The organism is Dongia soli (genome assembly GCF_034044715.1).
In the GTDB taxonomy this organism is placed as follows: domain Bacteria; phylum Pseudomonadota; class Alphaproteobacteria; order Dongiales; family Dongiaceae; genus Dongia_B; species Dongia_B soli.
Genome location: NZ_JAXCLW010000001.1, coordinates 1,247,083 through 1,270,810, shown reverse-complemented (window position 1 = coordinate 1,270,810; position 23,728 = coordinate 1,247,083). Strand labels below are relative to the sequence as shown.

The window sequence follows — 23,728 nt, the reverse complement described above, 5'->3', positions numbered from 1 at the left end:
GGCTTCGGCGGTCGCATCGGTTCAGGCGAAGACCTTACGGTCATGTGGCGGGAGGTGTTTTGCATACCAAGCGGCAACCGGCGCCAGAGCCGGATGCGAAATGTCATGCGCAATCAATTCCCAAACGCGCGGCATGTAACGCTGATAGCCCGCCTTGCCATCGCGCCGCAAGAGCCTGGTGAAAGTGCCGGCGATGCGCGTGTTGCGCTGCGCCCCGCTGACCGCATAGACGGTCATGAAATCGTCACGCCCCAACTGCGGATTGGCAGCAAGATAACGCTCGATCATCGCCCGCATCAGCGGCATCGGCACATTGCGGCGCACATCCTCCAGCAAGGAGACGAGATCGAAAGCCAGCGGGCCTGACAGGGCGTCCTGGAAATCAAGCAAGCCGCAGGCCTGAACACCGGCGCGGCCCGGCAGCAGCAGCAGATTATCGATGTGGAAATCGAACAGCACGATCGTGTCGGGAAGACGGTGCCAGAGCGGCAGAACCTGCCGCCAGGCCGCTTCGAATTCGGCGCGCATCTCAGCCGGCGGCGGCGCACCATGCAGTTCCGGCCAATACCAGTCGAGCAACAGCGAAACCTGACGCAAGGCGCTGTCGAGATCGAATTTGCGCAAGCCAGCCAGCGCCGCCTGCGGCAGGCGTTGATGGAGCGCAATCAGCGCATCGGTCGCCAATTCATAGAGCGCGGTCTCGTCATGGCCGCGTGCCAGCAAGCGCGTATAGGTGTCGTCGCCGAAATCTTCCAGCAGCAGCAGGCCGTTCGCCGCATCTTCGCCCATGATGCGGGGCGCGCTGAGGCCGAGATCGTAGAGCAGGCGGTCGATGGCAATGAAGGGACGCACATCCTCCATCGGCGGCGGCGCATCCATCAGCACGGCGCGATTGCCGGCGGCATCGGTGAGGCGATCATAGCGCCGGAAGGAGGCGTCGCCTGCCAGCAACCGCCGCTCCGCCTTGTCCCAGCCATGATCTGCCAGAAAGCCGACGATCGCCGCTTCACGTGCGACGCGATCGATCCCGTTGGTCATCATGCCTCCCCTGTCATCAGCGGCGCCAACCGGCGATGCCAAACTTCATTGCCGGCGATTTCCGCCCGTCGCTGTCCGGCCTTTTCCGTCAAAGTCAAATTGAGATCGAGCCGCTTCGCCGGCAGCAGATAGCCGAGCCGCACCGGCCATTCGATCAGCGAGATCCCGTCCTGGAACGCCTCTTCAATCGCCAGGTCATAGGCCTGTTCCGGCGCGGTCAGGCGATAGAGATCGAAATGCCATAGTTCCACCGGCTCGTTCGTCTCCCCAACCTGCCCCGGATAGGTCTGGACGAGGGTGAAGGTCGGGCTCGGCACATCCTCCGCCTCGGCCGAGAGGCGGGTGATCAGCGCCCGGGCGAAGCTGGTCTTGCCGGCGCCGAGATCGCCCCAGAGGGCCAGCACATCGCCAGGGCGCAGGAAGGACGCCAGATCCTGGGCAAGCGCAGCGGTCGCCGCCTCATCCGGCAGCGTGCGCGCAAATAGAACGGAGATATCCTTGGCCGGCTCCATGCCAGCAGCTTTTACCGGTCGCCCGGCGCAAGATCAATCGGCCCGGCCCGGATGGCCCGCCGGAGCGGGCCCTTGCCGGCTAGGCGTAAATCCCTGCTGCGCTATATGGTTTTAGACGTTCCAAGGATGATCGGCGATTGATTTGCCGGGACCACCACGGCAGGATGCCGCCGCAAGTGACGGTATGAGAGAAGGATTACGCACGGATATGTCGGGACAGATTCACCAGACCGATGTTGCGGTCATCGGTGCCGGGCCGGTCGGCCTGTTCGCGGTTTTCGAATGCGGCATGCTGAAGATGCAATGCCATGTGATCGACGCCCTGGAAAGCACCGGCGGCCAATGCGCCGCGCTCTATCCTGAAAAGCCGATCTACGACATTCCCGGCTATCCGGCGATCGATGCCGCCGATCTGGTGCAGAAGCTGGAAGCCCAAGCAGCTCCCTTCAAGCCGGTCTATCACCTCGGCGAGCAGGTGGAAAAGCTGACCGCCAATGGCGAGCGCTGGCTTCTGGAGACCAATAAAGGCACCCGGATCGATGCCCGCGCCGTCATCGTCGCCGCCGGTGTCGGCGCTTTTGGCCCCAATCGGCCGCCGATGGAGGGTCTCGAGCAGTATGAAGGCAAGAGCGTCTTCTATCTGGTGAAGCGCAAGGAAGATTTCCGCGGCAAACGCGTCGTCATCGCGGGCGGCGGCGATTCCGCCGTTGACTGGGCCCTGGCCTTGCACGGCGTCGCCGCCAGCATCCAGGTGGTGCATCGCCGGCCGAAATTCCGCGCCGCGCCGGAAAGCGCCGCACGCCTCGAACAATTATCGAAGAGCGGCGGGATCGACCTGGTCACCCCGTATCAACTGCACAGCCTCGAAGGCCAGGACGGCCAATTGACCGCGGTCAATGTCGCGACTTTGGAAGGCGAGGTGCGGCGGCTCGAGGCCGATGTGCTGTTGCCGTTCTTCGGCCTGGCGATGAATCTGGGGCCGATCGCACAATGGGGTCTTAATCTAGATCGGAATCACATCGCAGTGACGCCGATGGATTGCGCCACCAGCACGCCGGGCATTTTCGCCGTCGGCGATATCGCCACCTATCCCGGCAAACTGAAGCTCATCCTTTGCGGCTTCTCGGAAGCGGCGATGGCGGCCCATGCCATCCATCCCCTGGTGCATCCGGGCGAAGTGCTGCATTTCGAATATTCGACGACGCAAGGCGTGCCGGCGGCGTGACCCGCCGGACTGTCTAAAGCCTGCGTTCAGGTGGTGCTGGATACCATTTCGGTGGCGGCGGCATTCAGCGGGATGACGCAGGTGACGCGGCGGTAGCCGGGGCCGATATCGGTTTCGATGCCGCCGCCATGCAGGCCGATCAGGGTCTTCACCAAGGCAATGCCGAGGCCGCCGGTCGCGCTGCGACCGACACTGCTTGAATCCACCACATGGGGCTGCACCGGCTCGCTGCCGTAAGGGATATCGCCGACCCCGTCGGTTAGACCGGAGAGCGCGACGCTGAGATAGAGATTCGCGGTGTCGCGATGGGCGGCGACCACGACGGCTGTTCCGAAGGGCGCCACCGCAATGGCATTGCTGATGAGATTGCTGAGTGCCTGCTTCAGCCGCTGTTCGTCGGCAAAGACGCTACCGATCTCCATTTCGCAATCGATGCGCAATTCCAGATCGCGGCTGCGTACGCGCTGTTGGAACAGGCGCTGGATCGAATCGACCAACGCCAGCACGTCGATCTCGCGGCGTTCCAGGCGGATATAGCCGGCCTCGATCGCCGCCACATCGATCACGTCGCTGATCAGCAGCAGCAGGCCTTGGGCGGCGTCGAGGATGCTGTTGCTGTAATCGAGCTGGCGGGGATTGAGGCTGCCGAAATATTGCCGCGCCAGCAATTCCGCATAGCCGATGATGACGTTGAGCGGCGTGCGGAATTCATACGAGACATTGGCAATGAATTCCGACTTCAGGCGATCGGCGGCCACCAACGCTTCGTTGCGCTCCATCAGCGCCCGCTCCATGTTGATGCTGTCGGTGACATCCGTGTATTTGTAGAGCTTGCCGCCATCGGGCAGCGGAATCGAGGCGATATCGATGATGCGATTATCGTTGCGCTCGATCCGCAGGTTGCGCAGATCCCGGTCGGCAATCGCGCCGATAATGCGCTGGCGCATATCGCGCCAATCGTTGCGCGCCGGGAAGAAACCGACCACCTGATCGAGAATCTTCGAGACATGCGGTTGATTGGCCAGCACTTCATCGGTGAGCCGCCACATCCGCGCAAAAGCCGGATTGTGCAGTTTCAGCCGGCCATCCTCGCCATAGACCGCGATACCTTCATGCAGATGGTCGAGCGTCTCCTTTTGCACTTCGATCAGCGTATTGTAATTGGCTTCCAGGGCCAATTCGTCGGTCACGTCCTCGAAGGTCAGGATGACGCCGCCCAAAGGATGCGGGCTCGCCACCATGCGGAAGGTGGCGCCGTCCGGTGTGTGGATCAGTTCCTCAAGCGGCGCGATGGCCGTCATCAGGTGGCGGGCGAATTCGCGCTTGAAGGAGCGAAAATCGGCCTGCTCCGCCAGCCGCCGGCGCTCGCGCAATGCTTCCAGCACTTCCTCAATGGTCGGCTCGCCACGGAGGAAATGCGCATCGAGGCCGAACTGTTCAAGATAGGCGGCATTGAAGAATTTAACCCGGCTATCAGGGCCGAAAATCACGATGCCGGTGCCGAGGCTCTGCAGCACGTCGTCGTGGGCGGCGAGGTGACGCGATAGTTCCGCGTGGCTGTCCTCAAGCGACGTCTGGTCGAGCGCGAAGCCGACCAGGCTGCCATCCGGCAGGGGAATTTCACTGAAGTCGAACAGCCGGCGCTGTCCCCCGACCACGAGCTGTTGGCTTTCCGCCTGCGCCACCGCCAGTTTCTGTGCGCGGCGCGCCAGAGCCCGGGCGCCGGCATTGACTTCGCGTCCCGGCGGCAAGGAATCGCCATCCGGCACGTCGAGCAATTGGGCGAAAGCACGATTGCAATAGGTAATGCCGAGCTGAGCATCCCGTCGCCACACCGGATAGGGCAGCTGATTCAGCGCCTCCGCCAGCCCCTCCGCCAAGCGGCGCTCCTTGGCCTGATCGGTTGCCAGCGCGGTCACTTCGTCGATCCAGAGCGCCCAGCCGGGCCCGAGCCGCTTGCCGCGCAGGCGCAGCCAAGCCTGGTTATCGGCCCGGCGGAGGACCAGGTCGACCGGAAAGGCGCTGGCGAGATCCATCATCGCCTTTTCCAAAGCCGGCCGGTCTTCGATCCCGATCAAGTCGAGAAAATCCGCGGCTTCGATCTCGCTGCGATCCAAGCTCAGGAGGTCACGGGCCGGGCGGTCGAGAGTGAGACGGCCGGTCTCCCACCAGTCAATGCGCCCGGTCGGCATCTGGTCCAGGCGCAATTGCGCCAGGGTCAGCGACTGGTCGGCCATTTTCTTTTCATGCACCAGATCGCGCAAGCGGCGCGCCTGGCGGCGTGAGAACCACATGCCGACCAGCACGGCGCCGGTGACCATCCCCAAAAGCAGGGTGCCGACCAGCAGTTCAGCGATATCCCGGGACAAAGCGAGGGGTTGCTGGAGAGGGGCAGTCTGCGCGTTAGCGGCCAGCGGCCAAGCCCAAAGGGCACCGGCGAGAAGCACGGTCCGGGTCACGGTGGTCGTCAGGGCGACTCGGCAGGGCGATACAACCATTGCGGCGTGACTGTAGCAGGTTGCAACCGATCTCGCACGCTCGGCTTTGCGCGCGCCTGCGCAGGATTGGCGGAAGGCCGGCCGAGGCTGCCGCCAGAAGCGTGAATAACGGAGACCGGCTTTGGCGGGTCCGGGCTTGCTGTGGGGCGAAGCCCGGACCGTCATGGTGACTTAGTAGCGGTAATGTTCCGGTTTGAACGGGCCGGCCTGCGGCACCGAGAGATACTGCGCCTGCTTCTCGCTGAGCTTGGTCAGCTTGGCGCCGACCTTGGCAAGATGCAGTGCCGCCACCTTTTCGTCGAGATGCTTCGGCAGGACATAGACCTGGCGTTCGTATTTCGCATGGTGCTGCCACAGCTCGATTTGCGCCAACACCTGATTGGTGAAGGAGGCCGACATGACGAAGCTGGGGTGGCCCGTGGCACAGCCGAGATTGACCAGGCGGCCTTCCGCCAGGACGATCAGGCGCTTGCCATCGGGGAATTCAACTTCATCGACCTGCGGCTTCACATTGTGCCATTTGTAATTCCGCAGACCGGCGATCTGAATTTCGCTGTCGAAATGGCCGATATTGCAGACGATGGCACGGTCCTTCATCTGGCGCATATGGTCGAGGGTGATGACATCGACATTGCCGGTGGCGGTCACGAAGATGTCGCCCTGCGGCGCGGCGTCTTCCATGGTCACTACCTGATAGCCTTCCATCGCCGCCTGCAGCGCGCAGATCGGATCGACTTCCGTCACCATGACGCGCGCGCCCTGGCTGCGCAGCGAGGCCGCCGAGCCCTTGCCCACATCACCATAGCCGGCGACCACGGCGACCTTGCCGGCCACCATCACATCGGTGGCGCGCTTGATGCCATCGACCAGGCTTTCGCGGCAGCCATAGAGGTTGTCGAACTTCGACTTGGTGACGCTGTCATTGACGTTGATTGCCGGGACCTTGAGCGTGCCGGCCTTGGCCATCTCGTATAGCCGATGCACGCCGGTCGTGGTCTCTTCCGAGATACCCTTCACGTCCTTCAGCAGCTCGGGATATTTGTCGTGCATGATCTGGGTGAGGTCGCCCCCATCATCCAGGATCATGTTCGGGGTCCAGCCATTCGGGCCCTTGATGGTGGCTTCGATGCACCACCAGAACTCCTCTTCCGTCAGGCCCTTCCACGCAAAGACCGGGATATTGGCGGCGGCGATAGCGGCGGCAGCCTGATCCTGGGTCGAGAAGATATTGCAGGAGGACCAGCGCACTTCGGCACCGAGCGCGGTCAGCGTTTCGATCAGCACAGCCGTCTGGATGGTCATATGCAGGCAGCCGGCGATGCGCGCGCCCTTCAGCGGCTGCGCCTTGCCATATTCGGCCCGCAGCGCCATCAGGCCAGGCATTTCGGTCTCGGCGATGGCGATTTCCTTGCGGCCCCAGTCGGCGAGGCTCATGTCCTTGACTTTGTAATCGGTAAAGGCAGACATGCTGTTCTCCTAACGGCGATAAATCGCCCCGCTTCTAGCAGCCCACCGACCCTGGGGCAAGCCGCAGCGCCGGACAATGTCGCGTGAACGCTCGTGCGATTCGCCCATGTCCCATAACCATTTCAATTATAGGGTTATTGGAACCTGGGTGAGCCCTTAACTGGGGTCCCAGGCAGTGCCCTCGATCCGCTCCATATCTTCGTCGCTGAAGCCGAAATGATGGCCGATTTCGTGGATCAGTACATGGCGAATCAGGGTTTCCAGATCCCGCTCCTCCTCGCACCACCAGTCCAGCAGCGGCCGGCGATAGAGGAAGACCATGTCGATCGCCGGGCGGGGATTGCTGATTTCCTGCTGGGTCAGCGGTACCCCTTGATAAAGGCCCGCGAGATCGAATGGCGAATCGATTCCCATTTCGACTAGAACCTCGTCGTCAGGAAAGTCCTCCACCCGGATGACAAGATTGCGACACGGCGCGGTGAAAGCGGGCGGCAGCTCGGCATAGACGCGTGCCGCGATCTCCTCCATCTGCGCGAGGCTGGGCGGCGGGCCGCAACGGGTTTCCGTATCGCTCATCCGGATCGCCTTTTCACATGGCAAGAGCGTTGAAATCATCCAGCAACATGGCAATCCGCCCCATATCGGACTGGTCCATGATCAATCGCGCACAGCGCGTCGCCGCGACGAAATCGATATTGCGGATACGCTGCTTCACCCGCGGCAAGGAGGTCGATGCCATGCTGAGATCCTGGATGCCGAGGCCGAGCAGCAACGGCGTGTAACGCGGATCGCCGGCGATTTCGCCACAGATGCTGATTTGGATGCCGGAACGCAAGGCGGCTTCGGTGGCGAATTGAATGAGCCGCAGCACCGCCGGATGGAGCGGATTATAGAGATGCGCTACCTGCTCCTCGCCGCGATCGATCGCCAGGGTATACATGGTGAGATCGTTCGATCCGATGGCGAAGAAATCCGACACTTGAGCCAGCGCATCAGCCGCCAAAGCAGCCCCCGGCACCTCGATCATCACGCCGACAGACGGCAACGGATCCGGCACCTTGGCACCGCGCCGTTTCAAGCGCCGCGCCACCTGCACCAAGGCCTCACGCACCTGCTTCACCTCCCCGACCGACGAGATCATCGGCAGCAAGATGCGCACCGTGCCATGCGTAGCGGCCCGCAGGATCGCGGCCAATTGCGTGTCAAGCAGATGACGCTCGCGCAGGCTGAGGCGAATGGCGCGTAAGCCGAGTGCGGGATTCGCCGATTCACCCAGCCGGTCGCCGAGCGACACCGCCAGCTTGTCACCACCCAGATCGAGCGTGCGGATGGTGACGGGTCGCCCCTCCATCCCTTCGATGATTTCGCGCAAAGCCCGGTATTGTTCGTCCTCGCTCGGCAGGTCCTCGCGGTTCATGAACAGGAATTCGGTGCGTACGAGACCGATGCCCTCAGCCCCCGCCTGCGCCGCCATCGCCACTTCGCGCGGCAATTCCAGATTGGCCAGCAGGCCGACGCGGCGGCCATCGCGCGTCACCGCGGGTAGCTTGCGCAAGCGGGCGAGCTGCTTGACATCGCGCTCCAGCTCTCCCTGGCGGCGGCGGTAATCCGCCAGCAAGGCCTCGCCGGGATTGATAATGACGCGGCCGGCCGTGCCATCGACGATGACGATGTCGCCGGTTTTGGTGCGGCCCAGCAAATCCGGAATGCCCAGCACCGCCGGGATGCCGAGCGACCGCGCCATGATGGCGGTATGGCTTTCCGCGCCGCCAAGCACCGTGGCAAAGCCAAATATCTGCTTCGGATCGAGCAAAGCAGTGTCGGAAGGCGTCAATTCCTCTGCCACGACGATGGAGCCTGCCGGTAGATGCTTGAAGGCCTGATAGGGCGTCTTGGTCAGATTGCGCAGCAGGCGTGCGCCGACTTCGCGCACATCGGTGGCGCGGGCGGCAAGATAATCATCGCCGAGACCGGCGAAGTCCTGGGCGACTTTCGAGATCTCCGCCTGCACCGCCGCTTCGGCATTCTGGTGGTGCCGGATGCGCTGTTCGACACCCCTCGTCACCCGCGAGCTGGAAAGCATCTGCAGATGTGCATCGAGGAGAAAACCCATTTCCTCCGCCGCACTGCCATGCAGATCGAGCGATTTGGTTTTCAGCTTTTTGATCTGGCGTTCGGCCTTTTCACGCGCCGCCACGAAGCGCTCAAGCTCGGCCTCGATTTTCTCGACTGGGATTTCATATTCCGGCACATGCACATCGCCGGTTTCCATCAGATGGACCTGGCCGATGCCGATGCCGCCAGCAACACCCAATCCTTCGAGAATGACATTGTGCCGGTCCTGGCGGCCATGTGGTTTCGCGGCGGTCCTGGTCCGCTTTCGCACGGTGTCGGGCTTTGCGCCGTCGATCTTCCCGCCTTCGATTTTTCCGCCGCGTTGTGCCGCGGCCCTCTTGATGCCTGGTTCTTTCTTTCCGTCCGTGTCCTTGCGACCGGATTTCGCCATCATCGATTACTCTTCGTCAAATTTACGATCGATCAACTCGGTGATCGCCCGCAGAGCGGTGGACGCTGCCGGTCCGCTGGCGCGCAATTCGATTTCACAGCCGATTCCCGCGGCCAGCATCATCAGCCCCATGATCGATTGACCGCTGACTTCGACCTCGCCTTTGATGACGCGAATATCGGCGTCGAAACCGCTTGCCACCTTGACAAATTTCGCTGCGGCCCGCGCATGCAAGCCGCGCTGGTTTTTAATTACGATCTTGACAGGACCGCCGGTCGCGGCATTGCTCTCGCCATTGGTCATGCGCGTCTTCATTTCTCGCTGGCTGCCAAGAGTTGCGATGCGACATTGATATATTTACGACCGGCATCCTGTGCCGTGCTCACAGCTTCGGCCAGCTTCTGCGTCTTGCGCACCGAGGCGAGCTTTATCAACAGCGGCAGATTGACGCCAGCAATGACTTCGACATTCGCCCGATCCAGCATGGAGATCGCGAGATTGGATGGTGTACCCCCGAACATATCCGTCGCCAGCACGACGCCGTCGCCGCTATCGACCTCCGCCACACGTTGAAAGATCTCCTGACGACGCAGCTCCATATCGTCGTCGGCACCGATACAAACCGTTGCCACTTGCGTCTGCTTGCCCACGACATGTTCCAGCGCCGAGAGGAATTCGGCGGCCAGATTGCCGTGGGTTACCAGGACCATTCCGATCATCGCCTCATCCCCCTCGTACGCACCGGCTTGCTTGGCCTGCCGTTGTATTATCGGCCCGGCGGATGCGTCCCCTGAAGGTCATCATGCGGAAATTACCATGTGAAGCTCACCCTGCCTGAAGATTATATTGTTTATATTTATCTTGTATCGTCACGACCGCTCCAAATCACGATGCGTCAAGGCGACGTCCTGTCCTCGCTGGCGCAACCATGCCGCCACACGCCGCGCAACATAAACTGAGCGATGCCGCCCGCCGGTACAGCCGATCGCCACCGTCAGGTAACTTTTCCCCTCGCGTTCATAACCCGGCAATAGCGGCAGGAGCAAATCGGTCAAAGCGGGAAAAAAAGCGGCAAAGGCCGGATCGGCCGCAATCATGGCGCCGACCGCCTCGTCCTCACCAGTTAACGGCCGCAAGACGGGATCGTAATGCGGATTGTCAAGGAAGCGCACATCGAAGACCAAATCGGCTTCGCGCGGCAAACCGCGGCGGAAGGAAAACGACACAACCGATATCGCGACGCCCGACCGCCGGTCGAGAGCGAAGCGCCCGCTGAGCAGCCGTTTCAGATCGCCGCTGGCCTGATCGCTGGTATCGATGATGAGATCGGCCAGCAGGCGCAGCGGGGCGATCAGCCGGCGCTCCTGCTGGATGCCGTCGAGCACCGTGCCCTCAGGCGCCAAAGGATGCCGTCGGCGCGTCTCGGTAAACCGGCGGCGTAAGATCTCGTCTTCGCAATCCATGAAAATGAGCGTCGAATCCAGCCAGCGGTCGCCACGCAATTGGGCCACCAGATCGGTCACTGCCTGGGCCGTGAAATCACGCGTCCGGGCATCGATACCGATCGCAATCGGCCGGTTGCGATCGGCAGCCACATCGCTGCTGGCAGCGGATAGGCCGCTCAGCAAATGCGGCGCCAGGGCCAAAGGCAGATTATCGACCGCTTCGTAACCGAGATCCTCCAGGCATTTCAGCGCGGTGCTTCGGCCGGCTCCGGCCATGCCGGTGACCAGGATGACACGACGGCCTTCTTCCTCATGACGCGATGGTTCATGACGGGATTGGGGACGCCCGGCCGACGGCCCCGACGGGCCATGACCATTATGCTTGCCGGCGGCGCCGGCAGATGTATCCGCGCCGGCCGAGGGCGCAACGGGTGCAACTGGGTCGATGCTCATAAGGGCGCCATTATATGGCCGGCTGCGGCGGCGACCGCAAGCCGCAGTTTTGCCGGTGCCGAGGCCTCGAAAGCGGCCAGATGCACGCATGGCACCGCAATGCCGGCATAAAGCCGCACCGCCGGTTCGGGCATCCGCTCGATCGGCGCGGTCAACTCGACGATCAGACGCAAGGGCAGTGGCGCCGCAACGGAAGGAACCGGCATGATGCCGAGCCCCCGGACCTCCATGCGACCCCGCAGATCGGCGGGAGCCACTGCCGGGTACAAGGCGACGAGATGGTCACCATGGCGACGCAATTCCGTCAGGTCGTCCGCAATTAGCTTGGCGCCCTCATCGATGAGGCGCAAGGCCAGATCCGATTTGCCGGCCCCCGGCGGACCGATCAGCAACACCCCGGCATCGCAGATCGCGATGCTGGTCCCGGCAACCAACTCATGCCAAAGCGTGTCAGAGCTGCTTATCGACTGATCGGATTGCATGACGCTTCGATGCCGCTCGGTCAGATCGCCGGCAATCGCAGCGTGAAACGGGCGCCGAGAATATTGTTCTCTTCGTCGCGCAGGTTTTCCGCTGTCAGCGTCCCGCCGTGAGCCTCGACGATTTGTTTCGAGATGCTGAGACCGAGGCCGGAATGCGTGCCGAACTTCTCGCCTTTCGGCCGTTCACTGTAGAAGCGTTCGAAGATCGCGGTCAGTTTATCGGGGGGAATACCAGGCCCTTGGTCATCCACCATGACCAGAATGGACCGGCCCTGGCGCCGGGCTCGCAGGACAATTTCGCCGGCGGGCGGGCTGAAGGAAATGGCATTGCTGACGAGATTGCGCAGTACCTGGCCGAGGCGTCCTTCCATGCCAAGCACGGTCAGATTGGTCTTTTCCGGCAGATCAAGCGAGAGATGCGGCGCCGTGTCATCCGCAGTCGTCGCATGAATATCGGCCATCGCCTGCAGAATGTCGCGCAGATCGACCGGCCCGGCTTCGGAACGCGACATTTCGGCGTCAACGCGAGAGGCGTCGGAGATGTCGCTGATCAACCGGTTCAATCGCTGCACGTCATCCAGAATGATGCTCATCAGCTTCTTCTGCTGCAACGGATCCTCAACCCGCGCCACCGTCTCCACGGCGGATCGCAGCGACGTAAGGGGGTTCTTGATTTCATGAGCGACATCGGCAGCGAAACGTTCGATCGCATCCATGCGATTCCAGACGGCGCGCGTCATGTCCCGCAGCGAGCCGGAGAGATCGCCAATTTCGTCACGGCGGCGCGTGAGATCGGGAATGGTGATTTTGCGCCCTTTGGCCCGGCGCACCCGGTCCGCCGCATCGGCGAGGCGATGGATCGGCAGGGCGATGGTGCTTGAGAGATAGAAGGACAAGAGTACCGTGACAGTGAGCGCAACACCGAACACGCCGAGAATGGTGAGCCGCGTATCGCGCAAAGTGTTCTCGATGCTCTCCCCGCTCTTGGTCAGGAACAGCGCGCCGAGAACCTGCCGATATCGCTGCACCGGAACCGCAACGCTAAGCACCAGCGAACCGTTGCCGGCATCGCGGATAAAGGTGCCGATCTCGCCGCTGAGCGCCTTCTGCACTTCGGGATAATCGCCCGCCGTCTGGATGGCGGATTCGCTGTAGGGCGGGAGACGCGTACCATTGGGCAACAATGCCAAGGCCCAGTTATAGGCCTGGATGACGGCCTGCCAGAGGAAACCGTGATCGGGTTCCGGGGGTGGCAGCGGTTGAATTTCGACCACGCCGCCCGGACCGGAGAGGAGGAAACTATCGGCAAGCAAGGCACCATCGGGCGCAAACAACCGGGCGCGCGTTTTCGAGACATCGACCAAACGGCGCACCGTCTGGCGTGTCGTCTCCGGCACCAGGCGCTCGTCACCCAAAGGACCAGTGGCAACGCCGCTCGCCGCCAGCGCGCCGGAGAAGAGCTTACCTTCGGTCTGCAGCAATTCCAGTTCGGATTGGATCAGGCTGCTGCGATAAGAATCGAGATAGAGCAGACCGATAATCGGAATGGCCAAAGCCAGCATATTGACGGCGAGGATTCTGCGCGTCAGCGGAGATTGCCATAACGGGCGATGGCTGGCGCTCGGCCGGGTCTTGTCACGCCGCATTTTCTGCGCTTCGTCGCCGGCGGAATCACGGTCAACTTCCTCCCTGCCGCGTCCGGGCCTTTCGGGGCGCGGCAGATCGGAGCGCAGCATCTCTGCTGGAGATGCTTCCGGGTGGGACACATCCCGGCGGTCGCGTAAAGGCACGACCTTGGTGACATTCGTATAATCTGCAGCAAGAGGTTTGCGGCCACCGACCAGGACGGGCTCTCGCCGTCCTTGATCCTTTCCGTCCTGGTTAGCCCTTGCTGGAGGTGTCTGCGTGACCTCGTCCGCTGCTTTCCACCAACTAAACCAGCGGAAGCGTCGCCTGGCTTGCTTGCTGCTGGCATCGGCCAGGGTGGAGGGAACGCCGGGCATGCCGAGACTGACGCGGCGATTCACGCCGGGGCCTACCCCGTCGCGCGACGTCCTGTTGCCAGACGGCCGTGAACGATTTTCCGGCGACAGATCGTCTGGCGCGAAATCCGTCATGGCCGCAATGGCCCGCTATCGGCCGCCTCGCTAAGCATCCTTGTAGCGATAGCCAACGCCATAGAGCGTTTCGATCTGATTGAAGCTGTCATCGACCGCCTTGAACTTCTTGCGCAGCCGCTTGATATGGCTGTCGATCGTCCGGTCGTCGACATAGATATTCTCGCCATAAGCGGCATCCATCAACTGGTCGCGGCTTTTCACATGTCCCGGCCGCTGCGCGAGCGCCTTCAGCAGCAGAAACTCCGTCACCGTCAATTCTACCGGCACGTTCTGCCAGGTGCAGAGATGGCGGGTCGGATCGAGCATCAGACTTCCACGGATCAGCGCCGCTTCGCCGGGCTTCTCGCCCACACCGCCGCGACTGAGTTCGCGGCGCAGCAGGGTGCGAATGCGTTCGATCAGCAGACGCTGCGAAAAGGGCTTCTTGATGTAATCGTCCGCACCCATGCGCAGGCCCATCAATTCATCCACCTCGTCGTCTTTCGAGGTCAGGAAAATGACGGGAACGTCGCTGCTGCGCCGGAGCTTTTCCAAAAGCTCCATGCCATCCATGCGCGGCATCTTGATGTCGAGAACGGCGAGATCGACCGGCTGGCTGGACAGCGCCCGCAGCGCCTCCGCCCCGTCGGTATAGGTTCGCACGGCGAATCCCTCGGCCTCCAATGTCATCGACACTGAGGTGAGGATATTGCGATCGTCATCGACAAGCGCAATGGTCTGCGGCATTGGCGCATACTCCTTCTTGGCCCAACTGATAGCGTTTCCGCCCCGTGCTGCCAAGATCGGCCCGCAGTATGACGGAATTTGGGCGAAATTGCAGTATTTAGCGGACGACGCAGATAGGTCGCACAAGCTAACTCATTGATCAATCGACAAAAACTTCGTCAAGGCGACAATCTTGCGTTGCGCCGGACGGTTTGTGGCGGCTGACCGAAGGCGCGCAGGAAGGCCCGCCGCATGCGTTCGCGGTCGGCAAAACCGGTTTCATCGGCGATCACATCCATCGACAGGCGCCCCTGTTCCATCAGCAAGCGCGCGGTCTCGACCCGGAGATTCTCCACTGCCTTGGCCGGGGACTGACCGGTTTCAGTGCGGAAAGCGCGGCTGAACTGGCGCGGGCTGAGATGGGCGACCGCCGCCAGTTCCTCGACGCTCAGCGGCTGTTTCAGGTTTTTCTTAGCGTAATCCAAGGCCTGCTGAATGCGGTCGGATTTCGGTTCCAGCTCCAGCAAAGCGGAGAACTGCGACTGGCCGCCCGCGCGCCGATGATAGACCACCAGATTGCGGGCGACCGCGCGCGCGATGTCGGCGCCGAGATCCTTCTCGATCATCGCCAAAGCGAGATCGATGCCGGCGGTCATGCCGGCCGAGGTCCAGATCGGCCCGTCGATGATGAAAATGCGGTCTTCCTCGACCTTCAAGCGGGGAAACCGAGTTTGCAGCTCGCGGGCGAAAGCCCAATGGGTGGTCGCCCGGCGGCCATCGAGGAGGCCGGCCTCGGCCAGGGTAAAGGCGCCGATACAGGGCGCGGCGACGCGGCGGGATGTCAGCGCCGCATCCCGCACGAAATCCAGTAGACCCGGCGTCGTCGCTTCCACCTGCATGCCAGCACCGATGATGATGGTATCGAACTGCGCCTCCGTCACGGCGGTCGATCCGAAAGCCTCCGTTTCCACCGCGAAGCCGGCTGAAGACCGAATCAGGCCGCCCTGCTCCGAGAGCAGCCGCAAGTCATAGATCGCCTCCCCGACGACCACATTGGCTACCTCGAAAGCGGTCACCACGGCGAAGCCCAGCACCTGGAACTTCGGAAAAATGACGAAACCGATGACTTGCATGCTTCGACCTAACGCGAATATGTCCCAAAAGGTTGTATATATGACATTTAAGACATGGGCGATCGGGCATAGGTTATCCAGGAGCCACCTCGCTGGCTCCTTCAACCGGAGAACCTATATGACCTCGTCTTCCCAGAATGGCACTGCCCTGATCACCGGCGCTTCCAGCGGTATCGGCGCAATCTATGCCGACCGGCTGGCGCGCCGTGGCTATAACCTGATCCTGGTGGCGCGCAACCGCCCGCGCCTCGATGATCTGGCCCGCCGTCTTGCCGATGAAACCGGACGCACGATCGAAGTAATTGCCGCCGATCTCAGCGCCAAGTCTGATCTGGCGCGGGTGGAAAATGTGCTCCGCACCGATTCCAGCATCACCTTGCTGATCAACAATGCCGGCTTCGGCGCCACGGCACAGCTGCTTGATGCCGATATCGACAAAATGACCAATATGATCGACCTGAACATCACGGCACTGACCCGGCTGACCTATGCCGCAGTTCCCGGTTTCGTCGCCAGGAGCGGCGGTACAATCGTCAACATCGCCTCGGTGGTTGCCATCGCGCCCGAATTGCTGAATGGCGTTTACGGCGCTTCCAAGGCCTTCGTTCTCGCTTTCAGCCGGTCGCTGAAGCACGAGCTTGCCGATAAGAACATCCGCATCCAGGCCGTCGCACCCGGCGCCACCGCAACCGCGTTCTGGGACCTTCTCGGTGCCCCGATCGACCATTTGCCGGCTGAGATGGTGATGCGGGCGGAGGACATGGTGGACGCCGCCTTGGCCGGGCTCGATCAAGGCGAATTCATCACCATCCCAGCCCTGCCTGACAATGCCGATCTGGAGGCCTACGAGGCTGCCCGCGTAAAGCTGATGCCGAATCTGTCGCGCAGCGAACCGGCCAAGCGCTACCCAGCAGCGAAAGCAGCCTGAACGGTCACGACCCGGTAACTGGATGTCGCAAAAGCCTGGGGCGATCACGGGCTTTTGCGATATCGTCAGCGCTTCATTGTTTAAGCTTCACGTCATACCTTGAGGTTAAGCCGAAGGACTTTCGATGAGCTCCGACATTCAACCAGCAAACATCCAGGACATTCCGGGGGAGATCCGCCAATTGCTGCGCGTGGCGGAACGTGCCTATCTGGGGACGCTGACATCACGCCTCGATATCGACTTTCCTTTCGTTACCCTGGTGGTGCCGGCTCTCGGCCGGGACGGAGCGCCGCTCCTGCTGCTTTCCGACTTGTCGGACCACGCCAAGAACCTGCAGCAGAACAAGCATATTTCGCTGCTCTTCGACGGCACGCTGGACCGCGCCGAACCCTTGACCGGGCCCCGTGTCACCTTGCTTGGCACCCTCAACGTGAGCGAGGCCGGGGAAGATCGGGACGCCTATCTTGCGCAGCGCCCGGAAGCGAAGCTTTATGCCGGTTTTGGCGATTTCCGCTTCTATCGCTTTAATCTTCTGGAAGCGCTCTATGTCGCCGGCTTCGGCCGCATCCACCGACTTTCGGCAGCCGACCTGAAGGCCAATTGAGAAAACCTCAGAGCCGGGTGGCGAGGACCACGACACCGCAGAGCATCAGGACAACGCCAATTGCTTTTGCCAGGTTGCGGCCGAATGGCGCGATCTTTTCCAGCAGCACGAGGATCGTGAGGCCGGCAATCCACAGCATGTTCATGACCCCGCCGACGAAGAGCAAAGCCATCAGCGCCCAGCAGCAGCCGACGCAATAAGCGCCGTGATACATGCCGAGCTTCAATGATCCCCCGGCATCCCGGCTGAAACCGCCGTGCTGCTGAATGAATTGCAGCGGCATCCGGCATTGCGACAGGCAGGCATCCTTGAGCGATCCCCACTGAAACAAGCCGGCGGCGATCAACAGGAACCCGGCGAACAACCGGTTGCTGATCGCCATGTCGGGCGACAGAAAGGCATGTCGTTGCAGCCATCCTTGCAGCAATGTCGCAATCAGCGAGAACGCGGCCCAGACCAGCAGGTAACCCGCCGCGAACCATCCGGTCGCGGCGAAGGGCTTGCCGTGGGCGGCGGCCTTGCGGGCAACACGGGCATAAAGCAGGATCATCGGCGCGGCGGCGGGGATCATCATGCCGATCATCATCGCCACCCACATCAGGAACAGAACCGTCTGGTCGGCCAGATGTGGCGTCGCCAGCATATCCATTCCCGCCATCGCCATGCCGGACATTTTCGGGCCCGACATATCCATTCCGGGCATGCTGCTCATCGGCATATCCATGCCAGGCATGTTATCCGACGTGGCCGGGCCATGCATCTGCAGGACCAGCGAGAGGATGTAGATCCACGACAGCATGACGATGGCAGCAAGCGCAACCACGACGATCCAGCGATCGCGCCGTAGGACGTTTTCAAGCGTCAGTGTCACCATCGCAGCCTATCCCGCCTAACGCATGACGCCGCTTTGCGTCAGGTTCAAATGGGCAAAATGGCTGTGGCTATCGGCGATCGTCAATTTGATCGCGCCCTCGGTATTGGCCCAGCCGCGGCCGGTCTCCGCCCGGATGAATTCAAAGCCGTTCGGCAATTCGATCAGCGCCCGGTGCTCGGCACCGGTCACCGGATTGCGGATCGGCTCGCCGCGGGAGTCGATCACGCCGTCAACGAAAAGACGCGCCGTGCGCGCGTTTATGTCGACCGTGAATTCGATCTCCGCATCGATCGGCTCATGCACCGTCTCGAAAGTAGCAGAAAAGACCTGAAAGACCGTGGCGCCGGGTTCGGTGTCGAGGCCGGAGATGATACGCAAGAGAGCATCACGCTGCGCCGGGGTCGCGCGCCGATCGATGATCGGCTGCACCGCGCCATTGCCTTCGTGGATCGCACCGGGCCAGGAGAAGACGGCGGCAACGCGCAGGCCGTCGAGCGGTGTCGTCCCGTGAAATCCGTGATCAATCTCGAAGCCGAGAATAGCCTGGCAATTGCCATGGGTCGGCCGGCCGTTGAACTGGCAGGGACAGCCGTAGTCACAGTTGCAGTGGGCGAATTCCCGCGCCTGGATCGTCCACTTGGTGTCCGCCATGGTTCCCTCCGTCGATTGCTCGAGCGCAGTACGCTAGAAAGAAGAGCCTAGCATAGAGCACCAAGAGGAGCGCGCGGATTCACGACAAATCCAGGAATCCGTGATCTGGAGCACATCACGGCGCGTTATTTGGAATAAAATCTCAGGTTAGGAAAATGACGGATTGCTTGCGCAGCTTGCCACTCGTCGCCATGTCACCGTGAACAGCCCAGCGGCGATCAGCAGCGAGCCACCGATGCGATTGACCAGGCGCTGCACCAACGGCCGGCGAATGGTGCGCCGGGCCGCCGAGGCCATCAAACCGTAAGCGGTTGCATTGATGGTTGCGAGCATCAGGAAGGTCGCCATGAAGATCATCATCTGCGGCACGATCGGTGCATGCTGATCGATGAATTGGGGCAGAAAGGCGACGAAGAAGATGATGCTCTTCGGATTGAGGGCGGTCACAGCATAGGCATGCAGGAAGATACGCCAGGGTTGCGCCGCCGCATCGGTTGCCGCGAGGCCGCCGGCCGTGACCGGCGCCCGCCACAATTTGATACCAAGATAGATGAGATAGGCAGCGCCAACCCACTTCAACACGGTGAAGAGGGTGGCCGTTGCCATCAGGAGAACGCCGAGCCCCAGCATCGAGGCGGTCATCGAGGTGAAATCGCCGAGCGCCACGCCGCCGACCGTCGCCAGCGCCGAGCGCCGGCCATGGCCAAGGGCGTAGGAAATCACCAACAGAACCGTCGGTCCCGGAATCGCTACCAGGATCGCGGAGGCCGCGGCGAAAGCCAACCAGTGTTCGAACGACATCTCATCCTCCCCTACGTGTTTTCGCGAGTGATCCACGACACGCCGGGAAAGGCAAGATGGTTTGAACGGTTTGTGACGGATTGATTACTTCGGCTTGCGGGGTTGCTGCTGGACAGCGCTGAGCGGCGGCAGATCTTCTTCCAGGATCGACATCTGGAAGGAATAGGAGACTTCGCCCTCATCCTCATCGCGATGCAGCACGCCGATGAATTCGTCGGCGATGCGGACCTCGATCGTCGCCCCCTTCTTGACCGGCGGATCGACGAAAATCTTGGAATTGTCGAAAGTACGCCGCAGGTAATCCTGCAACCGGGCAATTTCATTGGGGGTCATGTCATCGATCCGTTGCTGTCGATCGCCGTTATCGAAATGGCAATTCTTAATGAAGAAATGGTGCCGTTGAAGGGACACAGTCGGCATCACCCAATAGCGGCGTGGTCGGTCAGGATCAAGCTTTAATAACTGGAAAGCCCACAGCGGCCGAAACCGTTACAAGCAAACAGTTATCTTATGGGGGACCGTTTCGCTAGGTTGTGGCGAAAGCGATCAGTTCGACCCGACGGGTCCCATCTTTTAGTTGGTTGCCACGAGATACTTAGGCACGCGCATGTCCGTTGGCTTTTTTGGCGACGCCTGGTCGGGTACTCGCGCGGGAGCCGGTCTTTCGTGGCTGCTTCCTTGGGTTTTCACCATTTTTCGCGCTTCCGCCATTTCTTCCCGAAACAGTTGGCGTAGCCTCTGCTCTATCTGGTCTTTCGCCATTGTCAGCCTCCTTTTCAGGTTGCGAAATAATATCCGCGAAGTCCGTAAATGACACGTCCGGGGACGTATGTCGCAATTTGCTTTTCAGGCCGCCTGCGATAACCTTTTCATCTTCATCGAGTGCCAAAACATTTTTGAAGAGGCGTTTGGCCTCCTCGGCGTCGATCACAAACCCGTGCGAAGGGTACCCGTTCACCAGAGTATCAATGGCAGAGGACTTAAGATTGTGTGAACCAAGCTTTTCGGCATACTGATGGGCAATTTTGCTGGCGCGTCTTACCTCGCCCAGCCGTACCGGGTCAATCTGCCCGGTGATCGGCGCATATAACCCAACCACGAAATCGCGAGCAATTTCCGCCGCCGTCTTCGTAGATATGTTGCCTGAGCTGTGCCCGACAAGATCAACCATGCATTGCTCAAATGCTTCAAAAGCATTGCTGGTCGCGACGGCAAGAGCCTGGAAAATGTCCAGACTGCTGCTGTTTGGCATCAACTCGTCAGGTTTAGTCAGCTGCACGTCGAGAGGACCAAGTTCACCGGTCTCCGACATAAGGAGCTCGTGGGCGCCTATAGTCATTAGTGTTCCCGCACTTTTGCAGGGACCGCAAACGGCAATTCGCACGGTGGAATATCTGGCTCGCAGCGCACGAATCATCCGGTACGCAGCGTGGGGATCCCCACCAGGCGTCGTCAAAAACAGCAAAACTCGCTTGTTTCCAGAAGATTTGCGGCACACTAGATCGACGAATTCACTGGCGTGAGTGTATTCGATAGGACCGCTATAAAGAAAAAGATCTGACTCTCGTTGCTTCACGTATTTTCGGATGACATCCGTCACATGGCTCGCGGCCATATCGCCAACTCCCCCCAACCAAGCCTGGCCATTATTCATAAAACAACCTTCGGATGCAATCCGGTGCCCTACGGGCTTCATCTGCATACGATAACATTCACCTGCGGAAAGGCCACAGGAACATGCACAGCCATCGCAGGAACCCATGCATCGGCGGTTGCTGGATTTCACCGGGTTAGGTTAATTTTTTCCTTGAAATCCTGATCTGGGTAGCATAGATTAACCCAACCTGGTTTATCTGAGCCAGAGGGAAGAAACCTAAAACAACCTTCTTCTAGGAGACTTATTATCATGTCCAAACTTACCCCCTTCGGCAAAGCGGTCAGGAAGCATCGTATCGATGCCGGCCTGCTGCTGAAGGACTTGGCAGGTCAAGTCGGCCGTTCACCGGCCTTCTTGTCCGCAGTGGAAACGGGGGAAAAAGCAATTCCAGGAGGACTAATCCATGACGTAGCAAACGCTCTCGGGCTTAACGACGCTCAACTGGAAGATCTGCGAGTTGCGGCAGAGCAATCGCAAAGGGTCTTTCAAATTCAGGTTCCTGAAGACGCTTCTCCAATGGAGCGCTCTGTGGCGGCAATGTTTGCTCGCCGATTTAACAACTTGCCCGAAGTTGACCTGAAAGCACTCCACAACATCTTGGTCAACGATAAGGATAAAAAATGAGTCACGGACCATTTCAGGCGCAGCCGACAACTAAGGCTGCGCTCGAGAATGTAGCTGGGCAATTGCGCCAAGTTCTTGGCCTAGAAAAAGTCGACTTTTTCCCGGTGGTGAAAGTCCTTGAATTTGGCCTTCCAAGTATCTTCGAAAACTTTGTATTCCGCGTGAAAGAAGGCCCGGCCATGGGAGATCAGCATGGTTTGACCTTTCCCGATGACTCCGAGATTTGGCTACGAGACGACGTGTACGAGGGGGTGACTCAGGGGAAAGGCCGTGACCGATTTACTGCTGCTCATGAAATCGGTCACCTTCTTCTCCATTCCCAGCGCTTCTTGTCCCGTCGAATGGGGGATCAGCCAATTCGGACAAACTGTGATCCAGAGTGGCAAGCAAACTGTTTTGGCGGATGCCTGCTAATGCCAGCCATTTTGGTTAAAACATGCAAGTACATCGACGAAGTAATGGATCGGTTCGGTGTATCGAGGGACGCTGCGCGCCACAGAACGAAACAGCTGAATCTCTCGATGCAGGAGGTCTTCTAAAAACGAAAGCGAACCAAGACTGCCATCTCAGTTCGCTTCCAAATAATTCCAGACTCTGCGGAAGGAAAGCGGCCTAACCGCAGGACCCTTCCCCAGTTCCTCCTAGTCTTCGCAGACTAAAGATAGGACGACTGGGCGATTTAGGGAAGAGGCAAATAGCCGCGGGAGATACGCTAATGACGTATACCCGGAAACCGGCCCCCGAAGGCTGGGATTGGGTGCATTGTCGTTACCGGCGGGTAAGGAATTCCCAGCGCGTCCTCGACGCCCATGAGTATGGGTACGAGTGCTGGTCGTTTCTTGTCCGGAGGAAGCGCAAGTAACCCGTAATTTATTGTTTAATTAACGAAACCGGCAGGGACCTGGAGGCCCTGCCGGCATACTTGCCGAGATCAAAAAACCGGCACCGATCTTGTTTAAGTCATGTCAAATAGGCGTCCGCTCGAAATCCCTCCCGACTTAGTGATGATTAGCTCGTCGGCTCTCTGCCCCACCCCGCGCTCCCTCGTCCCCATGGAATAAGTCGTCTCCACCTCGATGAAGTGAAACCCGGCGAAGCATTCGCGAACGCCGTTCGCGTCGTTGAGGGATAGCATGAACCGGCCCTGCAGCTTCCGGAGCCGGGCGGCCATGTCGTAGAAATCCGACCGCTTGAAATCCGAACCGTAGTCGCTCTCACAGCCCCAATAAGGCGGATCGAGATAGAACAGCGTGTCCGGACGATCATAGCGGTCGATGAGATCGCGCCACGGCAGGCACTCGATGATGACGCCCTCGAGACGGCGGCCAAGATCCTCGATGTGCCGAACGGCCGCCCTCGCTCGCAATCGAGATCCGCCGGCGACATCGACGCCGAAAGATGGATGCTTCACCTTGCCGCCGAAGGCCTGGCGTTGCAGGTAGAGAAATCGGGCCGCCCGCTCGATGTCGGTCAGCACATCCGGCGGCGTGCGTTTGAGCCGATCGAATTCGTCGCGGCTGGCCAGGCTCCAGCGATCGACGGCCTCAATGAAAGCCGCTCGATGCCGCTGCGCCACCCGGAACATGGTGACCAATTCACGATTGATGTCGTTGATGACTTCGGCCGGCGGCGCGTAATGCCGACGCAGGAAGACGCCGCCCATGCCGATGAAAGGCTCGACATAGGTCTTGTGCGGGATATCGGCGATCAGATTGACCAGGCGCTGAGCTAGATGCTTCTTGCCGCCAAGCCACGGGGCAATCGGCTCGACCGGGGTTACCGGCCGCTGATAATTGGACTCCATTCACACTTTCCATTAGTAAGCACCCGCCCCTGCAGGGGTGGCGGGACGGCCTGAGATCGGCCGGTTCAGGCGTGCGTGCCACAACACGCGGTTAGGGGCGTTCGCGCGCCCCTTCCCCCGCCCGGTAGCAGCCGAGCGGAACCTATGCGCAAATATATGCGCATTACTCTTGACAGAGCGCCCTCTTATGCGCAAATATAT

24 protein-coding genes are annotated in these 23,728 nt (G+C 60.6%); 5 read left to right on the top strand and 19 right to left on the bottom strand.

Annotated features, from left to right (window positions below):
- Positions 1–21 precede the first annotated feature (21 nt).
- A complete protein-coding gene (locus tag SMD27_RS05880) occupies positions 22–1,041 on the bottom strand; it encodes an aminoglycoside phosphotransferase family protein (RefSeq protein ID WP_320507386.1) in 1,020 nt (339 codons plus the stop codon).
- Positions 1,038–1,550 carry a tRNA (adenosine(37)-N6)-threonylcarbamoyltransferase complex ATPase subunit type 1 TsaE gene (tsaE, locus tag SMD27_RS05875; RefSeq protein ID WP_320507385.1) on the bottom strand — a complete coding sequence of 171 codons (513 nt, stop codon included), beginning with the start codon at positions 1,548–1,550 and terminating at the stop codon, positions 1,038–1,040. Before tsaE ends, SMD27_RS05880 begins: the two co-directional genes overlap by 4 nt.
- Positions 1,551–1,758: 208 nt before the next feature.
- On the opposite strand from tsaE, the gene SMD27_RS05870 reads away from it, so the two are divergent.
- Positions 1,759–2,775 (top strand): NAD(P)/FAD-dependent oxidoreductase, encoded by a 1,017-nt coding sequence (locus SMD27_RS05870; RefSeq protein WP_320507384.1) that lies wholly within the window; start codon positions 1,759–1,761, stop codon positions 2,773–2,775.
- 26 nt (positions 2,776–2,801) lie between these two features.
- On the opposite strand, the gene SMD27_RS05865 is transcribed toward SMD27_RS05870, so the two are convergent.
- From SMD27_RS05865 to SMD27_RS05815, 11 genes are all read right to left on the bottom strand, one after another.
- Complete coding sequence (locus SMD27_RS05865; protein ID WP_320507383.1) at positions 2,802–5,234, bottom strand: sensor histidine kinase; 2,433 nt, start codon at positions 5,232–5,234, stop codon at positions 2,802–2,804.
- Positions 5,235–5,444: 210 nt separating this feature from the next.
- Positions 5,445–6,740 carry an adenosylhomocysteinase gene (gene ahcY, locus SMD27_RS05860; protein ID WP_320507382.1) on the bottom strand — a complete coding sequence of 432 codons (1,296 nt, stop codon included), beginning with the start codon at positions 6,738–6,740 and terminating at the stop codon, positions 5,445–5,447.
- Positions 6,741–6,896: 156 nt separating this feature from the next.
- Positions 6,897–7,316: a metallopeptidase family protein gene (locus SMD27_RS05855; protein ID WP_320507381.1), complete on the bottom strand. Its 420-nt coding sequence runs from the start codon at positions 7,314–7,316 to the stop codon at positions 6,897–6,899.
- Positions 7,317–7,329: 13 nt separating this feature from the next.
- Positions 7,330–9,249, bottom strand: coding sequence for a phosphoenolpyruvate--protein phosphotransferase (gene ptsP, locus SMD27_RS05850; protein ID WP_320507380.1), 1,920 nt, complete (start codon positions 9,247–9,249; stop codon positions 7,330–7,332).
- Between the two features lie 3 nt (positions 9,250–9,252).
- Positions 9,253–9,561, bottom strand: a complete 309-nt coding sequence (locus SMD27_RS05845) for an HPr family phosphocarrier protein (RefSeq protein WP_320507379.1) — start codon at positions 9,559–9,561, stop codon at positions 9,253–9,255.
- Positions 9,558–9,965, bottom strand: coding sequence for a PTS sugar transporter subunit IIA (locus tag SMD27_RS05840; protein WP_320507378.1), 408 nt, complete (start codon positions 9,963–9,965; stop codon positions 9,558–9,560). Before SMD27_RS05840 ends, SMD27_RS05845 begins: the two co-directional genes overlap by 4 nt.
- Before the next feature lie 150 nt (positions 9,966–10,115).
- Positions 10,116–11,144 (bottom strand): RNase adapter RapZ, encoded by a 1,029-nt coding sequence (gene rapZ, locus SMD27_RS05835; RefSeq protein ID WP_320507377.1) that lies wholly within the window; start codon positions 11,142–11,144, stop codon positions 10,116–10,118.
- The gene (locus SMD27_RS05830; protein WP_320507376.1) at positions 11,141–11,626 is read right to left on the bottom strand and encodes an HPr kinase/phosphorylase; all 486 of its coding nucleotides are present in this window, start codon (positions 11,624–11,626) and stop codon (positions 11,141–11,143) included. Before SMD27_RS05830 ends, rapZ begins: the two co-directional genes overlap by 4 nt.
- Before the next feature lie 20 nt (positions 11,627–11,646).
- Complete coding sequence (locus SMD27_RS05825; RefSeq protein WP_320507375.1) at positions 11,647–13,653, bottom strand: stimulus-sensing domain-containing protein; 2,007 nt, start codon at positions 13,651–13,653, stop codon at positions 11,647–11,649.
- A gap of 120 nt (positions 13,654–13,773) precedes the next feature.
- A complete protein-coding gene (locus tag SMD27_RS05820; protein WP_320507374.1) occupies positions 13,774–14,472 on the bottom strand; it encodes a response regulator transcription factor in 699 nt (232 codons plus the stop codon).
- 158 nt (positions 14,473–14,630) lie between these two features.
- On the bottom strand, positions 14,631–15,584 hold the full coding sequence (locus tag SMD27_RS05815) for a GlxA family transcriptional regulator (RefSeq protein WP_320507373.1): 954 nt from the start codon (positions 15,582–15,584) through the stop codon (positions 14,631–14,633).
- Positions 15,585–15,702: 118 nt separating this feature from the next.
- On the opposite strand from SMD27_RS05815, the gene SMD27_RS05810 reads away from it, so the two are divergent.
- Together SMD27_RS05810 and SMD27_RS05805 are read left to right on the top strand one after the other, a co-directional pair.
- Positions 15,703–16,512, top strand: a complete 810-nt coding sequence (locus SMD27_RS05810; RefSeq protein WP_320507372.1) for an SDR family NAD(P)-dependent oxidoreductase — start codon at positions 15,703–15,705, stop codon at positions 16,510–16,512.
- A gap of 124 nt (positions 16,513–16,636) precedes the next feature.
- On the top strand, positions 16,637–17,116 hold the full coding sequence (locus tag SMD27_RS05805; RefSeq protein WP_320507371.1) for a pyridoxamine 5'-phosphate oxidase family protein: 480 nt from the start codon (positions 16,637–16,639) through the stop codon (positions 17,114–17,116).
- Between the two features lie 7 nt (positions 17,117–17,123).
- Here the strand turns inward: SMD27_RS05805 and SMD27_RS05800 are convergent, their stop codons facing one another.
- The 5 genes from SMD27_RS05800 to SMD27_RS05780 form a co-directional block, all read right to left on the bottom strand.
- Positions 17,124–17,990: a DUF2182 domain-containing protein gene (locus SMD27_RS05800; RefSeq protein WP_320507370.1), complete on the bottom strand. Its 867-nt coding sequence runs from the start codon at positions 17,988–17,990 to the stop codon at positions 17,124–17,126.
- A 15-nt stretch (positions 17,991–18,005) separates the two neighbouring features.
- Positions 18,006–18,641 carry a DUF1326 domain-containing protein gene (locus tag SMD27_RS05795; RefSeq protein WP_320507369.1) on the bottom strand — a complete coding sequence of 212 codons (636 nt, stop codon included), beginning with the start codon at positions 18,639–18,641 and terminating at the stop codon, positions 18,006–18,008.
- 147 nt (positions 18,642–18,788) lie between these two features.
- On the bottom strand, positions 18,789–19,442 hold the full coding sequence (locus SMD27_RS05790; protein WP_320507368.1) for a LysE family translocator: 654 nt from the start codon (positions 19,440–19,442) through the stop codon (positions 18,789–18,791).
- An 84-nt stretch (positions 19,443–19,526) separates the two neighbouring features.
- The gene (locus SMD27_RS05785; RefSeq protein WP_320507367.1) at positions 19,527–19,775 is read right to left on the bottom strand and encodes a DUF3126 family protein; all 249 of its coding nucleotides are present in this window, start codon (positions 19,773–19,775) and stop codon (positions 19,527–19,529) included.
- A 262-nt stretch (positions 19,776–20,037) separates the two neighbouring features.
- Positions 20,038–21,144 (bottom strand): SDH family Clp fold serine proteinase, encoded by a 1,107-nt coding sequence (locus SMD27_RS05780; RefSeq protein WP_320507366.1) that lies wholly within the window; start codon positions 21,142–21,144, stop codon positions 20,038–20,040.
- 204 nt (positions 21,145–21,348) lie between these two features.
- Between SMD27_RS05780 and SMD27_RS05775 the strand changes: the two genes are divergently transcribed.
- Positions 21,349–21,723 (top strand): helix-turn-helix domain-containing protein, encoded by a 375-nt coding sequence (locus SMD27_RS05775; RefSeq protein ID WP_320507365.1) that lies wholly within the window; start codon positions 21,349–21,351, stop codon positions 21,721–21,723.
- A complete protein-coding gene (locus SMD27_RS05770; protein ID WP_320507364.1) occupies positions 21,720–22,262 on the top strand; it encodes an ImmA/IrrE family metallo-endopeptidase in 543 nt (180 codons plus the stop codon). Before SMD27_RS05775 ends, SMD27_RS05770 begins: the two co-directional genes overlap by 4 nt.
- A 416-nt stretch (positions 22,263–22,678) precedes the next feature.
- Here SMD27_RS05770 and SMD27_RS05765 read toward each other — a convergent pair whose 3' ends face one another.
- Positions 22,679–23,527, bottom strand: a complete 849-nt coding sequence (locus SMD27_RS05765) for a DNA adenine methylase (protein ID WP_320507363.1) — start codon at positions 23,525–23,527, stop codon at positions 22,679–22,681.
- Between the last annotated feature and the right edge of the window lie 201 nt (positions 23,528–23,728).

What these genes read in the sequence shown, in the direction of transcription:
- SMD27_RS05880 (WP_320507386.1), bottom strand. Translation starts at nt 1,041, where the DNA reads ATGATGACCAACGGGATCGATCGCGTCGCACGTGAAGCGGCGATCGTC.
- tsaE (WP_320507385.1), bottom strand. Translation starts at nt 1,550, where the DNA reads ATGGAGCCGGCCAAGGATATCTCCGTTCTATTTGCGCGCACGCTGCCG.
- SMD27_RS05870 (WP_320507384.1), top strand. Translation starts at nt 1,759, where the DNA reads ATGTCGGGACAGATTCACCAGACCGATGTTGCGGTCATCGGTGCCGGG.
- ahcY (WP_320507382.1), bottom strand. Translation starts at nt 6,740, where the DNA reads ATGTCTGCCTTTACCGATTACAAAGTCAAGGACATGAGCCTCGCCGAC.
- SMD27_RS05855 (WP_320507381.1), bottom strand. Translation starts at nt 7,316, where the DNA reads ATGAGCGATACGGAAACCCGTTGCGGCCCGCCGCCCAGCCTCGCGCAG.
- ptsP (WP_320507380.1), bottom strand. Translation starts at nt 9,249, where the DNA reads ATGATGGCGAAATCCGGTCGCAAGGACACGGACGGAAAGAAAGAACCA.
- SMD27_RS05845 (WP_320507379.1), bottom strand. Translation starts at nt 9,561, where the DNA reads ATGAAGACGCGCATGACCAATGGCGAGAGCAATGCCGCGACCGGCGGT.
- SMD27_RS05840 (WP_320507378.1), bottom strand. Translation starts at nt 9,965, where the DNA reads ATGATCGGAATGGTCCTGGTAACCCACGGCAATCTGGCCGCCGAATTC.
- rapZ (WP_320507377.1), bottom strand. Translation starts at nt 11,144, where the DNA reads ATGAGCATCGACCCAGTTGCACCCGTTGCGCCCTCGGCCGGCGCGGAT.
- SMD27_RS05830 (WP_320507376.1), bottom strand. Translation starts at nt 11,626, where the DNA reads ATGCAATCCGATCAGTCGATAAGCAGCTCTGACACGCTTTGGCATGAG.
- SMD27_RS05820 (WP_320507374.1), bottom strand. Translation starts at nt 14,472, where the DNA reads ATGCCGCAGACCATTGCGCTTGTCGATGACGATCGCAATATCCTCACC.
- SMD27_RS05815 (WP_320507373.1), bottom strand. Translation starts at nt 15,584, where the DNA reads ATGCAAGTCATCGGTTTCGTCATTTTTCCGAAGTTCCAGGTGCTGGGC.
- SMD27_RS05810 (WP_320507372.1), top strand. Translation starts at nt 15,703, where the DNA reads ATGACCTCGTCTTCCCAGAATGGCACTGCCCTGATCACCGGCGCTTCC.
- SMD27_RS05805 (WP_320507371.1), top strand. Translation starts at nt 16,637, where the DNA reads ATGAGCTCCGACATTCAACCAGCAAACATCCAGGACATTCCGGGGGAG.
- SMD27_RS05800 (WP_320507370.1), bottom strand. Translation starts at nt 17,990, where the DNA reads ATGGTGACACTGACGCTTGAAAACGTCCTACGGCGCGATCGCTGGATC.
- SMD27_RS05795 (WP_320507369.1), bottom strand. Translation starts at nt 18,641, where the DNA reads ATGGCGGACACCAAGTGGACGATCCAGGCGCGGGAATTCGCCCACTGC.
- SMD27_RS05790 (WP_320507368.1), bottom strand. Translation starts at nt 19,442, where the DNA reads ATGTCGTTCGAACACTGGTTGGCTTTCGCCGCGGCCTCCGCGATCCTG.
- SMD27_RS05785 (WP_320507367.1), bottom strand. Translation starts at nt 19,775, where the DNA reads ATGACCCCCAATGAAATTGCCCGGTTGCAGGATTACCTGCGGCGTACT.
- SMD27_RS05780 (WP_320507366.1), bottom strand. Translation starts at nt 21,144, where the DNA reads ATGCAGATGAAGCCCGTAGGGCACCGGATTGCATCCGAAGGTTGTTTT.
- SMD27_RS05775 (WP_320507365.1), top strand. Translation starts at nt 21,349, where the DNA reads ATGTCCAAACTTACCCCCTTCGGCAAAGCGGTCAGGAAGCATCGTATC.
- SMD27_RS05770 (WP_320507364.1), top strand. Translation starts at nt 21,720, where the DNA reads ATGAGTCACGGACCATTTCAGGCGCAGCCGACAACTAAGGCTGCGCTC.
- SMD27_RS05765 (WP_320507363.1), bottom strand. Translation starts at nt 23,527, where the DNA reads ATGGAGTCCAATTATCAGCGGCCGGTAACCCCGGTCGAGCCGATTGCC.